Annotated in this window: 11 protein-coding genes; 8 read left to right on the top strand and 3 right to left on the bottom strand. The window is 67.8% G+C overall.

Going from position 1 to position 13,717, the window contains the following annotated elements:
* Position 1: 1 nt before the first annotated feature.
* The 3 genes from AC3EF3_RS17780 to ffh are packed head-to-tail and all read right to left on the bottom strand — an operon-like array spanning position 2 to position 3,552.
* Positions 2 to 955, bottom strand: coding sequence for a tripartite tricarboxylate transporter substrate binding protein (locus AC3EF3_RS17780; RefSeq protein ID WP_488533477.1), 954 nt, complete (start codon positions 953 to 955; stop codon positions 2 to 4).
* 13 nt (positions 956 to 968) lie between these two features.
* Positions 969 to 2,168: a M20 aminoacylase family protein gene (locus AC3EF3_RS17775; protein WP_488533476.1), complete on the bottom strand. Its 1,200-nt coding sequence runs from the start codon at positions 2,166 to 2,168 to the stop codon at positions 969 to 971.
* Positions 2,169 to 2,184: 16 nt separating this feature from the next.
* Positions 2,185 to 3,552 carry a signal recognition particle protein gene (gene ffh / locus AC3EF3_RS17770; RefSeq protein ID WP_488533475.1) on the bottom strand — a complete coding sequence of 456 codons (1,368 nt, stop codon included), beginning with the start codon at positions 3,550 to 3,552 and terminating at the stop codon, positions 2,185 to 2,187.
* A gap of 47 nt (positions 3,553 to 3,599) precedes the next feature.
* On the opposite strand from ffh, the gene AC3EF3_RS17765 reads away from it, so the two are divergent.
* The 8 genes from AC3EF3_RS17765 to AC3EF3_RS17730 all read left to right on the top strand — a co-directional run bounded on the left by AC3EF3_RS17765 (position 3,600) and on the right by AC3EF3_RS17730 (position 13,707).
* Positions 3,600 to 4,400: a cytochrome C assembly family protein gene (locus tag AC3EF3_RS17765; RefSeq protein ID WP_488533474.1), complete on the top strand. Its 801-nt coding sequence runs from the start codon at positions 3,600 to 3,602 to the stop codon at positions 4,398 to 4,400.
* On the top strand, positions 4,397 to 4,627 hold the full coding sequence (locus tag AC3EF3_RS17760) for a PP0621 family protein (RefSeq protein ID WP_488533473.1): 231 nt from the start codon (positions 4,397 to 4,399) through the stop codon (positions 4,625 to 4,627). Before AC3EF3_RS17765 ends, AC3EF3_RS17760 begins: the two co-directional genes overlap by 4 nt.
* Before the next feature lie 3 nt (positions 4,628 to 4,630).
* The gene (locus AC3EF3_RS17755) at positions 4,631 to 6,328 is read left to right on the top strand and encodes a sensor histidine kinase (RefSeq protein WP_488533472.1); all 1,698 of its coding nucleotides are present in this window, start codon (positions 4,631 to 4,633) and stop codon (positions 6,326 to 6,328) included.
* Positions 6,328 to 7,758 (top strand): sigma-54-dependent transcriptional regulator, encoded by a 1,431-nt coding sequence (locus tag AC3EF3_RS17750; protein WP_488533471.1) that lies wholly within the window; start codon positions 6,328 to 6,330, stop codon positions 7,756 to 7,758. The genes AC3EF3_RS17755 and AC3EF3_RS17750 overlap by 1 nt, the downstream gene beginning before the upstream one ends.
* Positions 7,739 to 8,323: a 1,6-anhydro-N-acetylmuramyl-L-alanine amidase AmpD gene (gene ampD / locus AC3EF3_RS17745; RefSeq protein WP_488533470.1), complete on the top strand. Its 585-nt coding sequence runs from the start codon at positions 7,739 to 7,741 to the stop codon at positions 8,321 to 8,323. Before AC3EF3_RS17750 ends, ampD begins: the two co-directional genes overlap by 20 nt.
* Positions 8,324 to 8,831: 508 nt before the next feature.
* Positions 8,832 to 11,747 (top strand): ribonucleoside-diphosphate reductase subunit alpha, encoded by a 2,916-nt coding sequence (locus tag AC3EF3_RS17740; RefSeq protein ID WP_488533469.1) that lies wholly within the window; start codon positions 8,832 to 8,834, stop codon positions 11,745 to 11,747.
* A 133-nt stretch (positions 11,748 to 11,880) separates the two neighbouring features.
* Positions 11,881 to 13,098, top strand: coding sequence for a ribonucleotide-diphosphate reductase subunit beta (locus AC3EF3_RS17735; protein ID WP_488533468.1), 1,218 nt, complete (start codon positions 11,881 to 11,883; stop codon positions 13,096 to 13,098).
* A gap of 162 nt (positions 13,099 to 13,260) precedes the next feature.
* A complete protein-coding gene (locus AC3EF3_RS17730) occupies positions 13,261 to 13,707 on the top strand; it encodes a histone (RefSeq protein ID WP_488533467.1) in 447 nt (148 codons plus the stop codon).
* Positions 13,708 to 13,717: the final 10 nt, after the last annotated feature.

Raw genomic sequence — 13,717 nt, 5'->3', positions numbered from 1 at the left:
CTCATTCGATCCGCGCGCCGGAGGCCCTCACGATCGCGCCGGCCGTGTCCCAGTCGGCGCGCAGCAGCTTCTGGAAATCCTCCGCCGGCATCGTGCCGGGCTCCACGCCCAGGCGCGTCAGCCGCTCCTGCACTTCGGGCATCGCCAACACCTTGTTCATCGCGGCATTGAGCTTGTCCAGCTCCGCCTTCGGCAGGCCCGCCGGCGCCAGCACGCCGATCCAGGAATCGAACTTGTAGCCGGGCACCCCGCTTTCGGCCACCGTCGGCAGCTCGGGGAGGAACTTCGAACGCTGCGCGCCGGTGTAGGCGAGCAGCTTGATGCGTGCGTCCTGCTTGAACGGCACGATGCCGATCAGCGCCGAGGTGACGCCCTGCACGCGGCCGGCGAGCAGCTCGTTCACCGCATCGCCGGTGGATTTCATCGGCACGTGCTGCATCTGCAGGCCCGCTTTCGCGAGGAAATAGGCCATGCCCAGGTGGGTGGCGCTGCCGTTGCCCGCCGACGCGTAGTTGAACTGCCCGGATTTGGCCCTGAGCAGCTTGATGTAGTCGGCCATCGTGCCCACGCCCAGGTTCGACGGCGCGGCGATCACGTAGCCGGTGTTGCCGATGAAGGCGACGCCGGTGAAGTCCTTGATCGGGTCGTAGGGCAGCTTGCTGTACAGGTGCCCCGCGAGTGTGTGGCTCGCCGCCGCGACGATGAGCGTCGTGCCGTCCGCCGGCGACTTCGCGACCGCCGCCGTCCCGATCGTGCCGCCGGCGCCCGGCTTGTTCTCCACGATCACCGACGCGCCGAGCGCCTGGCCCAGTTCGTTGTTGAAGGTGCGCGCGATGGTGTCCTGCACGGCGCCGGGGCCGAACGGCACGACCAGGTGGATGACGCGCTGGGCGAAGGCGGACGATCCCGCCGCGACGAGCAGGGCGGCGAGGGCGGTGCGAAGGATGCGATGCATGGAAGGCCTCTCCTCAGGCGGCGGGTTGGGCGAGCCAGCGCTGCACGAGCCGCACGTAGTAGCTCGCGCCGATGGGGATGATCTCGTCGTTGAAGTCGAACGAGGTGTTGTGGATGATGCACGGACCCGCGCCGTGGTCGGGCAGGCGGTGCGAGCCGTCGCCGTTGCCGATGAAGGCGTAGCAGCCGGGCTTCACGCGCAACATGTGGGCGAAGTCCTCCGCGCCCATCACGGCGGGCAGGTGCTCGTTCACGCGGTCCGCGCCGACGACCTCGCGCATCACCTCGGCCGCGAAGCGCGCTTCCCGCTCGTGGTTGACGACCGGGGGCGAGGCGCGGCGGAAGAAGATGTCCGCCGTGCAGCCGTGGGCCTGGGCGATGCCTTCCGCGAGGCGGCGCAAGCCGGCTTCGAGCTTGTCCGTGGCTTCGACAGAGAACGTGCGGATCGTGCCGCCCACCGAGGCCAGGTCGGGAATCACGTTGGGCGCATCCGAGCCGCGCAATTGCGTGACCGCCAGCAGCGCCCGCTCGGTCGAGGGGATCACCCGCGGCACGAGCGACTGCAGTTGCTGCGCCAGGTCGATCACCGCACCGACGGGATCGATCCCCGTGTGCGGCAGCGACGCGTGCGTGCCGCGGCCGTGCATCGTCACCTTCCAGGTGTTGCTCGATGCCATCAACGCCGCATGGTTGAGCGCGAAGTTGCCGACGCCCTCGATCGCGAAGTTGTGCAGGGCGAACACGGCTTCGCAGGGGAAGCGCTCGAACAGGCCGTCCTCGATCATCTTGAGCGCGCCGGCCTTGCCCATCTCCTCGGCGGGCTGGAAGATGAAGTTCACCGTGCCGCTGAAGTCGCGGGTCTTCGCTAGGTGCCAGGCGGCGGCCAGCAGCATGGTCGTGTGGCCGTCGTGCCCGCAGGCGTGCATGCGGCCGTCGTGCCGCGAGCGATGCGCGAACCGGTTCTCTTCCTGCAGGGGCAGCGCGTCCAGGTCCGCCCGCAGGCCGATCGTGCGCCGGCCGTCGCCGCACTGGAGCACGCCGACCACGCCGGTGCCGGCGATGCCGGTGTGCACTTCGATGCCCCATTCGCGCAGCAGGTCGGCGACGATCTTCGAGGTGCGGTGTTCCTCGAAGCCGAGTTCGGGGTGCTGATGGATGTCGCGGCGCAGCGCGACGAAGCGGGAGATGTCCGCGAAGCTGTCGACGATGTTCACGGGGACGCAGTATGCGTCAGAACGGCAGCTTCGGCATGCCGCCCTTGCCGCCGCCCATGCGCTTCATCAGCTTCATGAGGCCGCCGCCCTTCATCTTCTTCATCATGCCCTGCATCTGCTCGAACTCGTTGAGCAGGCGGTTCACTTCCTGGACCTGCACGCCGGCGCCGGCGGCGATGCGGCGCTTGCGCGTGGCCTTGATGATCTCGGGCTTGCGACGCTCCAGCTGCGTCATGCTGTTGATGATGCCTTCCTTGCGCCGCATGTCCCGCTCGGCCTTGTCCATGTCGACGTTGCCGGCTTTGGCCGTCATCTGCGCGGGCAATTTGTCCATCAGCGAGGACAGCCCGCCCATCTGCTTCATCTGCTGGATCTGCGCGAGGAAGTCGTTCAGGTCGAACCCGCTGCCGCTCTTGACCTTGGCCGCGAGCTTCTGCGCGGCTTCCATGTCGACGCCGGCCGTGACCTGCTCGACCAGCGCGACGATGTCGCCCATGCCGAGGATGCGGCCGGCATGGCGCTCGGCGTCGAACTGCTCGAGCCCGTCGATCTTCTCGGAGACGCCCGCGAACTTGATCGGCGCGCCGGTCACCTGCCGCACCGACAGCGCCGCGCCGCCGCGCGAATCGCCGTCCATCTTGGTGAGCACGATGCCGGTGAGCGGCAAGGCTTCCTTGAAGGCCTTGGCCGTGTTCACGGCGTCCTGGCCCTGCATCGCGTCGACCACGAACAGCGTCTCGACCGGGTTCAGCGCCGCGTGCAGCTGCTTGATCTCGGCCATCATCGCCTCGTCGATGGCGAGGCGGCCGGCGGTGTCGACCAGCAGCACATCGAAATACTGCTTCTTCGCGTAATCCAGCGCGGCGCGGACGATCTCCACCGGCTTCTGCTCGGGCGAGCTGGGGAACCACTCGGCGCCGGCCTGCCTGGTGACGGTCTTGAGCTGCTCGATGGCGGCGGGGCGGTACACGTCGCCGGAGACCGTGAGCACCTTCTTCTTGCGTTTCTCGATCAGGTACTTGGCGAGCTTGGCCGTGGTGGTCGTCTTGCCGGCGCCCTGCAGGCCGGCCATGAGGATGACGGCCGGCGGCTGGGCGGCGAGATTGATGTCCGACACGCCTTCGCCCATCGTCGCGGCGAGTTCGCGGTGCACGATGCCCACCAGGGCCTGGCCGGGCGACAGCGAGCCCAGCACTTCCTGGCCCAGGGCCTTGTCGCGGACGCGGGCGACGAAATCGCGCACGACGGGCAGCGCCACGTCGGCTTCGAGCAGGGCCATGCGCACCTCGCGCAACATGTCCTGCACGTTGGATTCGGTGATGCGGGCCTGGCCGCGGATTTCCTTCGCGAGGCGCGAGAGTTTGTCGGTGAGTGCGGAAGCCATGCGATGGGCCGGGCTTCACGGAAGAGAAGCGCGGCTAAACTGTGCGCATGATTCTACCGAGCGGCCTCGACGCGCACGCGGTGCTCGCCATCGCGGCCGCGCTGGCCTATGCGATCTCCGCAGCCGGCGCCTCGCGCCTGGGCGAAAGCGGCGCGCGTTTCGCCCTGGTCGCCGCGTGGCTGTTGCACCTCGGGGCGATCGCCTGGGGCCTGTTGCTCGGCCAGCCGCCGCGCTTCGGCTTCGCGCCTGCCCTGTCCGTCACCGCGTGGCTCGTGCTCACGGTCTACGCGGTCGAGCGGCAGGTGTTCCCGCAACTGCAGGCCCGCTGGGCGCTGGCGGGCCTGGGCAGCATCGCCGTGCTGCTGGCGCTGTTCTATCCGGGCACGCCCTTGCATGCGCTGGCCTCGCCGTGGCTGCCCTTGCACCTGGCACTGGGCGTCGCCTCCTACGGCCTGTTCGCCGCCGCGGCGGTGCATGCCTGGCTGATGATGCGCGCCGAGCACGCGATGCGCCAGGGGGCCGATGCCGACGCGGGCCTGCCGCTGCTCACGCTCGAGCGGCTCACCTTCCGCTTCGCCACCATCGGTTTCGTGCTGCTGTCGGCAACCTTGCTGGCCGGCCTCCTGTTCTCGGAGACGCTGTACGGGCAGCCGCTGCGCCTGGACCACAAGACGGTGTTCTCGATCCTGGCCTGGCTGGTGTTCGCCTTCCTGCTGCTCGGGCGCCTGCGTTTCGGCTGGCGCGGGCGCAAGGCGGTGCGCGTGCTCTACACGGGCTCGATCCTGCTGCTGCTGGCCTATGCCGGATCGCGCTTCGTGCTCGAAGTGATCCTGAGGCGCGCATCATGAAATACCTGCTGCTGATCGCCGTGATCCTCGCGGTCATCTGGTACATGCGTGGCGGCCGGCAGATGCAGGGCCGGGCCCCGGGGTCGCGCGGCCCGGCTCCGCCGGCGCCGCAGGACATGGTGGAATGCCCGGTGTGCCGCGTGCACTTGCCGCGCAGCGAAGCACTGCCCGGGCCCGGGGGGCAGCTCTATTGCTGCGCCGAGCACCGGCAGCGCGCCGAGGCCTGACGGATGACGGACGCGGCCGGATCGGCTGGCACCCTGCCGTTCGATACGGCCTTCGCGCGGCTGTGGCGCGGCTTCATGACCGCGCGCATCACCATCGCCCTCGTGCTGATGGTGCTGCTCGGTGCGCTGCATACGCTGGCGGCGCCCGTGCTCAACGTGAGCAACTGGCTGGTCTTCCTGTGCGCCACCTACCTGCTCGCGGCGTTCGCGGTGCGCGTGTTCACGCGGCCCAAGGCGCCCGGCCAGTCCTTCGACGCGCACTGGGTGTCCACCATCGGCGTGGACCTGATCGCCTTCGCGGCGTTGCAGTTCCTGCAGGCCGGCGGCATCAATTACTCGCCGCTGTTCGCCTTGCCCGTGCTGATGGCCGCGGTCCTGGGCTCGACGCTGCTGGCGCTGGGCACGGCGGCCGGGGTGGCGTTGCTGCTGCTGGCCGACGCATGGATCGTCGCGCTGCATGTTCCCGGCGATGCCGCCGCCTCGCGCTACCTGCAGGCGGGGCTGACGGGCACCGGTTATTTCGCGCTGGCCTTTGTCGTCAACCTGCTCGCGGCGCGGCTGGCGCGCGAGGAGGAGGCGGCGCGGCACGGCCGTCGCGCGGCGCGCACGCAGGCGCAAGTCAACGAGCTGGTGATCGAGGCCCTGTCCGAGGGGGTGATGGTCGTGGACGGCCACGGCCGTGTGCAGGCCGCGAACCCGGCCGCGCGCGCCTTGCTGGGCTTCGTCGAGGTGAACGACAAGCAGCCCTTCGCGCTCGCCGCGCAGCCCGCCTGGGAGCCGCTGCGCGAAATGGCGGGGAGCACCTTCGCGCAGCACCGGCCGCAATGGGGCGAGGTGGCACTGGAGGAAGAAGACGCGAGCCCGCGGCGCATCCACGTCCGCACGCGGCTCACCGCGCCCGAGGAAACGGCGTCCGAAGGCCTGTGCGTGATGTTCCTGCAGGACCTGCGCGAGATGGAGGCGCGCCTGCGCACCGAGAAGCTCGCGGCGATGGGCCGCATGTCGGCGGCCGTCGCGCACGAGATCCGCAATCCGCTGGCCGCCATCGCGCAGGCCAACGAGCTGATGGAGGAGGACCTGAAGGAGCCGGGCCTGAAGCAGCTCAGTTCGCTGGTGCGCAAGAACGCCCAGCGGCTGCAGCAGATCGTCGAGGAGATCCTGGACATCTCTCGCGCGCGCCACGGCCCGGGCGCCGCGGCGGAGATGCTGGTGCTCGATGGCGCGGTGGCCGCCGCCTGCGACGACTGGGCGATGCAGACCCGCAGCGCGTCGCGCCTGCAGCTGTCGCTGGCCGCGCCGGGCTTCGCCGTGCGTTTCGAGCCGGACCACTTGCGGCGCGTGCTGGTCAACCTCCTGGACAACGCGCTGCGCTACGCCGGCGAGCAGCCGGACTCGATCCGGGTCTGGACGCGCCTCACCGGCGCGCACGCCAGCCTGCACGTGTGGAGCGACGGCGCGCCGCTCGAACCGTCGGTGCAGCGCCACTTGTTCGAGCCATTCTTCTCGTCGGAGAGCCGCTCCAGCGGCCTGGGCCTGTACATCTGCCGCGAGCTGTGCGAACGTCACGGCGCGACGATGGGCTACGAGCGCGCGCTGTCCGGTGTCGCGGGCGATGCGCGCGAGGGCAACGAGTTCGTGGTGATCTTCGCGCATGGCGCGGCCGTGGCCAGTCCTGCATCCTTTGACAAAATGACCGCCTGATGTCCACCCCGGCTTCTTCCGCGCAAGTGCTGGTCGTCGACGACGAACCCGACCTGCGCACGCTCTACGAACTCACGCTGCTGCGCGAGGGCTACCGCGTGGACGCGGCCGCTTCGCTCGCCGAGGCCAGCGCCCAGCTTGCGGCCAAGAAGTTCGACGCGGTGATCACCGACATGCGGCTGCCCGACGGCCACGGCATCGAACTGCTCAAGTGGATGGCGGCGGAGCAGCGCGGCGAGCGCTGCATCGTCATGACGGCCTACGGCTCGGCCGAGAACGCGGTGGAGGCGCTCAAGGCCGGCGCCTTCGATTACCTCACCAAGCCGGTGGACCTGAAGCAGTTCCGCACCGTGGTCGCGTCGGCGATCGCCGAGTCCGCGGCCGGAGCCCAGCGCCCGCGGGCGGCGAGCCGCGGCGCGGCACCGGGCGCAGGCAATGCGCAGAATGCGCTGCAGCGGCTGGTGGGCGAATCGGCCGCGATGCGCACGGTCAAGGAGCGTATCGGCAAGGTGGCGCGCAGCATGGCGCCGGTGCTCGTGCGCGGCGAGTCGGGCACCGGCAAGGAGCTGGTGGCGCGCGCGATCCATGCCTGCAGCCACCGGGCCGAAGGCCCGTTCGTGGCCGTGAACTGCAGCGCCATCCCCGAGACCCTGCTCGAAGCGGAGTTCTTCGGGGCCAAGAAGGGCTCGTACACCGGCGCCGCCGCCGACCGCGAGGGCTACTTCCAGGCGGCGCGGGGCGGCACGCTGTTCCTCGACGAGATCGGCGACCTGCCGCTGCCCATGCAGTCCAAGCTGCTGCGTGCGATCCAGGAGCGCCACGTGCGCTCGCTCGGCTCGACGCAGGAGGACGCGGTGGACGTGCGCGTCGTCAGCGCCACGCACAAGGACCTGGGCGCCGACGTCCAGGCCGGGCGCTTCCGCCAGGACCTGTTCTTCCGGCTGAACGTGATCGAAATCATGGTGCCGCCGCTGCGCGAGCGCCGCGAGGACCTGCCCATGCTGTGCGAGTCGCTGCTCGCGCGCATCGCGCGGGAGTCGGGCATGCCCACGCCGCAGCTGTCGCCCGCCGTGATGGAGCAGCTGATGGCGCACCCGCTCAGCGGCAACGTGCGCGAGCTGGAGAACCTGTTGCATCGCGCGGTGGCCCTGTCCGACGGCGAGGAGCTGCAGGTCGACCGCGCGCCGCCGTCGCAGCCTGGGGCGCTCGATGCGGCGCCGAAGCCGCCGGCCGAGATGCCGCAGGACCTGCAGGCGTACCTCGACCAGCAGGAGCGCGAGATCCTCGTGAAGGCGCTGCGCGAGACCGGCTTCAACCGCACCGCCGCCGCGCAGCGGCTCGGCCTGTCGCTGCGCCAGATCCGCTACCGCATCGCGCGGCTCGCGATCGCCGTGCCGGGCGGTACGGACAATGACAATGACGAGGGCTGAAGCCTCGCCGCTGTGGGACGGCGGCTGGTACCGCTTCGCCCGCCGTCTCGCGTCGCCCAACTTCGGCCCGCGCCCCTCGGGCGCGAACGTGGACCTCATCGTCGTGCACTCGATCAGCCTGCCGCCCGGCCGGTACGGCGGCGACGAGGTGCAGCAGCTTTTCACCAACACGCTGGACTGGAACGCGCACCCGTACTTCAAGTCCATCGAGGGCATGGAAGTGTCGGCGCATTTCTACATCCGCCGCGGCGGCGAGCTGTGGCAGTTCGTCGATTGCGACGATCGCGCCTGGCACGCCGGCGCCTCGTGCTGGCGCGGCCGGGAGAACTGCAACGACGATTCGGTGGGCATCGAGCTCGAGGGCCTGGAGGGCGGCACCTTCGAGTCCGCCCAGTACGAGACGCTGGCGCAACTCGCCGCCGCGATCGCGCAGCGCTATCCGATCGAACACATCGCCGGCCACGAACACATCGCGCCCGGCCGCAAGCGGGACCCCGGCCCGGGCTTCGACTGGCCGCGCCTGCAGCGCGAACTGGCGTGGCCCAGGGAGCGGTTTCCGGGCTGACGTGAGGCGTCGCGGGTTCGCGGCATGGCCCATTCGGCCAGTCCGAATGGCCCATGCCGCGAGGGCACCTTGCGCGTGCTCGGAGAGGATTGGTTGTCGCCCTGCACGGCGCTCGCACTCGCGTCAGGCGGTGCCCGGCTGGCCGATTTTTAGATGAGGACTGACGGGCACCGCCTGACGCGAGCCCCACCGCCTGTCGCACGCCCTCCGCGGGCAACACGCTGTTACTCGTTCGCCCGCGCAAGCAAGGACGCGCATTCCACCGCGAATCCGCGCGCCAGCCCGCGTCAATGCTCGCTTGTGGATCGTCCGTCCAGCGACAACGCGCTCTCCTGCTCAGCCACGGGGCATTGCCAACACCCTGTCCACAGCTGGCCCACAAGTTGGTAGAAGCACTAGATGTAGTGAGCTTGACAGTGGCTTGCCCCCATATATAGTGCTTGAGACGCGCGAACCACGCTACACTCCCGCTCCCCGAAGAACAAACACCGCAGAGGAAATACGCCGAATGCAATCTGTTTCGAGCACCACCACCGGCCCGGCTGCCGCTTCCCTGTACACCGCGTCCCAGGCGCCGCAAGCAACCGCGAATCCCCTCGCGAATTACCAGATCATCCGCCGCAACGGCTCGGTGGTCCCGTTCGAGCCCAACAAGATCGCCATCGCCATGATGAAGGCGTTCCTGGCCGTGCACGGCACGCAGGGCGCGGCATCGGCCTCGGTGCGCGAGACGGTGGACCAGCTCACGCAGTCCGTGATCCGCGCGCTGGTGCGTTCGCGACCGGGCGGCGGCACGTTCCACATCGAGGACGTGCAGGACGCCGTCGAGCTCGGCCTGATGCGCAGCGGCCAGCATGACGTCGCGCGCGCCTACGTGCTGTACCGCGAGCGCCGTGCGCAGGAGCGGGCGAAGGAAACGAAGGCCGAGGCGCCCAAGCAGCCGCAATTGCATGTCGTCGACGGCGGCCATCGCGTGCCGCTCGACCTGAACGCGCTCAAGCAGCTGATCGAGGCCGCCTGCGCCGGCCTGTCGGCCGACGTGAAGAGCGAGCCGATCGTCGGCGAGACGATGCGCAACCTGTACGACGGCGTGCCGATCGACGAGGTCTACAAGGCCTCGATCCTCGCCGCGCGCACGCTGATCGAAAAGGACCCGGACTACACCTTCGCCACCGCGCGCCTGCTGCTGCACACGATCTTCAAGGAAGTGATCGGCCGCGACCTGTCGCCGGCCGAAGCGGCGGCGAGCTACGCCGATTACTTCCCCGGCTTCATCAAGAAGGGCGTGGAGGCCGAGCTGCTCAACCCCGAGCTCCTGAACTTCGACCTGAAGCGGCTGGGCGCGGCGCTGAAGGCCGACCGCGACCTGAAGTTCGACTACCTGGGGCTGCAGACGCTGTACGACCGCTACTTCCTGCACGTGCGCAAGAAGCGCATCGAGCTGCCGCAGGCCTTCTTCATGCGCGTGGCCATGGGCCTGGCGCTGAACGAGATCGACCGCGAAGCCCGCGCGATCGAGTTCTACGAGGTGCTGTCGACGTTCGACTTCATGTCGTCCACGCCGACGCTCTTCAACAGCGGGACGCTGCGCTCGCAGCTGTCCTCGTGCTACCTGACCACGGTGCCGGACGACCTGGACGGCATCTACGAGTCGATCAAGGAAAACGCGCTGCTCTCGAAGTTCGCGGGCGGCCTGGGCAACGACTGGACGCGCGTGCGCGCGCTCGGCTCGCACATCAAGGGCACCAACGGCGAATCGCAGGGCGTCGTGCCCTTCCTGAAGGTGGTCAACGACACGGCGGTGGCCGTCAACCAGGGCGGCAAGCGCAAGGGGGCGGTCTGCACCTACCTGGAGAGCTGGCACCTCGACATCGAGGAGTTCCTCGAGCTGCGCAAGAACACCGGCGACGACCGCCGCCGCACGCACGACATGAACACGGCCAACTGGATCCCCGACCTGTTCATGCGCCGCGTGATGGAAAAGGGCGAGTGGACGCTGTTCTCGCCCTCCAACGTGCCGGACTTGCACGACAAGTTCGGCACCGAGTTCGAGAAGGCCTACGTCGCCTACGAGGAAAAAGCCAGGCGCGGCGAGATCAAGCCGACCAAGACGCTGCCGGCCACCGACCTGTGGCGCAAGATGCTCTCGATGCTGTTCGAGACGGGCCACCCCTGGATCACGTTCAAGGACGCCTGCAACGTGCGCTCGCCCCAGCAGCACGTGGGCGTGGTGCACTCGTCCAACCTGTGCACCGAGATCACCCTCAACACCAGCGACACCGAGACGGCCGTCTGCAACCTCGGCTCGGTCAACCTGGTCCAGCACCTGAAGAACGGCGCGATCGACCAGGACAAGCTGAAGAAGACGATCCAGGTCGCGATGCGGATGCTCGACAACGTGATCGACATCAATTACTACGCCGTCAAGAAGGCGCGCGATTCCAACATGCGCCACCGCCCGGTGGGCCTGGGCATCATGGGATTCCAGGACGCGCTGTATGAACTGCGCATCCCGTACGCGTCCGAGCAGGCCGTCGCTTTCGCCGACAAGTCGATGGAAGCCGTGTGCTACCACGCCTACTGGGCGTCCACGGAACTGGCGCGCGAGCGCGGCCGCTATTCCAGCTACAAGGGCTCGCTGTGGGACAACGGCATCCTGCCGCCCGACACGCTGGACCTGCTGGCCAGCGAACGCGGCGGCTATGTCGAGGTGGACCGCTCGGCCACGCTCGACTGGGACGCCCTGCGCAAGAAGATCGCCCTCGACGGCATGCGCAACAGCAACTGCATCGCGATCGCCCCCACGGCCACCATCTCCAACATCATCGGGGTCGATGCCTCCATCGAGCCGTGCTTCGGCAACCTGTCGGTCAAGTCGAACCTGTCCGGCGAGTTCACGGTGATCAACCACTACCTGGTGCGCGACTTGAAGCGCCTGGGCCTGTGGGACGACGTGATGGTGATGGACCTCAAGCACTTCGACGGTTCGCTCAACCCGATCGACCGCGTGCCGGAAGACGTCAAGGCGCTGTACGCCACGGCCTTCGAGGTCGAGCCGGTGTGGCTGGTGGAAGCCGCCGCGCGCCGCCAGAAGTGGATCGACCAGGCGCAGTCGCTCAATATCTATATGGCGGGCGCCTCGGGCAAGAAGCTGGACGAGACCTACAAGCTCGCATGGCTGCGCGGCCTGAAGACCACCTATTACCTGCGCACGACCAGCGCGACGCAGGCCGAGAAGTCCACCGTGCAGTCGGGCCGCCTGAACGCGGTGTCGAACGGTGCGTCGGGTGGTGGCGGCATGAGTGCACTCGAGAAAGCCGCGGCTGCGGCGCAGTCGCAGATGAACGCGGCAAGTGCTGCAGCGCCGGCGACCGACATCAAGTTCTGCGCGATCGACGATCCGGGTTGCGAAGCGTGCCAGTGACTCGATGAAGGCGCATGTGTCGATGTTCTCCGACATCGGCACGATGCATAGGAGCAACAAAATCGGGCGGTGATGTGAACGGACACTTTGCAATTTGCATCACTGCTCACATAATTCGAGCACTGGAAAACTTATGTTGACCTGGGACGACGAAGTCACGCCCACATCGCAAGCACCTGGCAGCAACGGTTCATACAACAACGCGAACCGTGAGGTAAACCTCTCCCCGGAAATCGCCTTGCAGACCGTCAGCACCCCTTCCCGCAAGTTCGACGACGTGGCGCTCGCGCCCGCGCAGCCTGCGTCACCGGCCAGCGCCGCGGCGTCGTCGCAGCGGCGTGTGCAGGCCGCGGACAAGCGCATCATCAACGGCCAGACCGACGTCAACCAGCTCGTCCCCTTCAAGTACAAGTGGGCCTGGGAGAAGTACCTGGCCACCTGCGCCAACCACTGGATGCCGCAGGAAGTGAACATGAACCGCGACATCGCCCTGTGGAAGGACCCGAACGGCCTGTCCGAGGACGAGCGCCGCATCATCAAGCGCAACCTCGGCTTCTTCGTGACGGCCGATTCGCTCGCCGCCAACAACATCACGCTGGGCACCTATCGCCACATCACGGCGCCCGAGTGCCGCCAGTTCCTGCTGCGCCAGGCCTTCGAGGAAGCGATCCACACCCACGCCTACCAGTACATCGTGGAGTCGCTGGGGCTGGACGAGAGCGAGATCTTCAACGCCTACCACGAGGTGGCGTCGATCCGCGACAAGGACGAGTTCCTGATCCCGTTCATCGACGCGATCATGGACCCGCACTTCCATACGGGCACGCCCGAGGCCGACCAGAAGCTGCTCAAGTCGCTGATCGTCTTCGCCTGCCTGATGGAGGGCCTCTTCTTCTACGTCGGCTTCACGCAGATCCTGGCGCTGGGCCGCCAGAACAAGATGACCGGCGCGGCGGAGCAGTACCAGTACATCCTGCGCGACGAGTCGATGCACTGCAACTTCGGCATCGACCTGATCAACCAGATCAAGCTCGAGAACCCGCACCTGTGGACGGCGCAATTCAAGGAGGAGATCAAGGCTCTCTTCCAGAAGGCCGTCGAGCTCGAATACCGCTATGCGGAGGACACCATGCCGCGCGGCGTGCTGGGCCTCAACGCCTCCATGTTCAAGGGCTACCTGCGCTACATCGCGAATCGTCGCGCGACGCAGATCGGCCTCGAAGCGCTCTTCCCGAACGAGGAAAACCCGTTCCCCTGGATGAGCGAGATGATTGACCTGAAGAAAGAGCGCAATTTCTTCGAAACCCGCGTGATCGAATACCAGACGGGTGGCGCGCTTTCCTGGGACTGAATCGCCTGCGTTGATCGACCGGCCACAAGAAGCTGGAGCCGACGCGGGCACAGGTGTTCATGGAGCTGGGATGCGTCCCAACTCCATGGATCTCTCCATGCAAACCAACAAGCATGGGGTGCTTCTTTGGTTGATGTTGATCAACTTGAACAGGAGATAGAAATGGCAACTGCGAAGAAGGCGGCCAAGAAGGCCCCGGCCAAGAAGGCCGCGAAGAAGACGACGGCGAAGCGCCCGGCGGCCAAGAAGGCTGCCGCCAAGCGCCCGGCGGCCAAGAAGGCTGCCGCGAAGCGCCCCGCGGCCAAGAAGGCTGCGAAGCGCCCGGCGGCCAAGAAGGCCGCGAAGAAGGCGACGGCGAAGAAGGCCGTCAAGAAGACCGCGAAGAAGGCCGCCAAGAAGTCCACGGCCAAGAAGGCCGCGAAAAAGGCGCCTGCGAAAAAAGCGGCGAAGAAGGCTGCGAAAAAGCCTGCGAAGAAAGCTGCGAAAAAGGCCGCGAAAGCACCTGCTGCCAAGCCGGCTGCGGCGAGCCCCGCTCCGGCTGCACCTGCGGCTCAGACCACCCTGAACCCGCAAGCGGCCTGGCCATTTCCGACGGCCAGCAAGCCGTAAGGCCAGCGGA

This window comes from Ramlibacter sp. GS1-15, from assembly GCF_057785015.1.
This window is presented reverse-complemented; position numbering and strand designations above follow the sequence as displayed.

Coding starts and splice junctions, on each gene's coding strand:
- AC3EF3_RS17750 (WP_488533471.1), top strand. CDS start 6,328: ATGTCCACCCCGGCTTCTTCCGCGCAAGTGCTGGTCGTCGACGACGAA.
- ampD (WP_488533470.1), top strand. CDS start 7,739: ATGACAATGACGAGGGCTGAAGCCTCGCCGCTGTGGGACGGCGGCTGG.
- AC3EF3_RS17730 (WP_488533467.1), top strand. CDS start 13,261: ATGGCAACTGCGAAGAAGGCGGCCAAGAAGGCCCCGGCCAAGAAGGCC.
- AC3EF3_RS17760 (WP_488533473.1), top strand. CDS start 4,397: ATGAAATACCTGCTGCTGATCGCCGTGATCCTCGCGGTCATCTGGTAC.
- ffh (WP_488533475.1), bottom strand. CDS start 3,552: ATGGCTTCCGCACTCACCGACAAACTCTCGCGCCTCGCGAAGGAAATC.
- AC3EF3_RS17735 (WP_488533468.1), top strand. CDS start 11,881: ATGTTGACCTGGGACGACGAAGTCACGCCCACATCGCAAGCACCTGGC.
- AC3EF3_RS17755 (WP_488533472.1), top strand. CDS start 4,631: ATGACGGACGCGGCCGGATCGGCTGGCACCCTGCCGTTCGATACGGCC.
- AC3EF3_RS17780 (WP_488533477.1), bottom strand. CDS start 955: ATGCATCGCATCCTTCGCACCGCCCTCGCCGCCCTGCTCGTCGCGGCG.
- AC3EF3_RS17740 (WP_488533469.1), top strand. CDS start 8,832: ATGCAATCTGTTTCGAGCACCACCACCGGCCCGGCTGCCGCTTCCCTG.
- AC3EF3_RS17765 (WP_488533474.1), top strand. CDS start 3,600: ATGATTCTACCGAGCGGCCTCGACGCGCACGCGGTGCTCGCCATCGCG.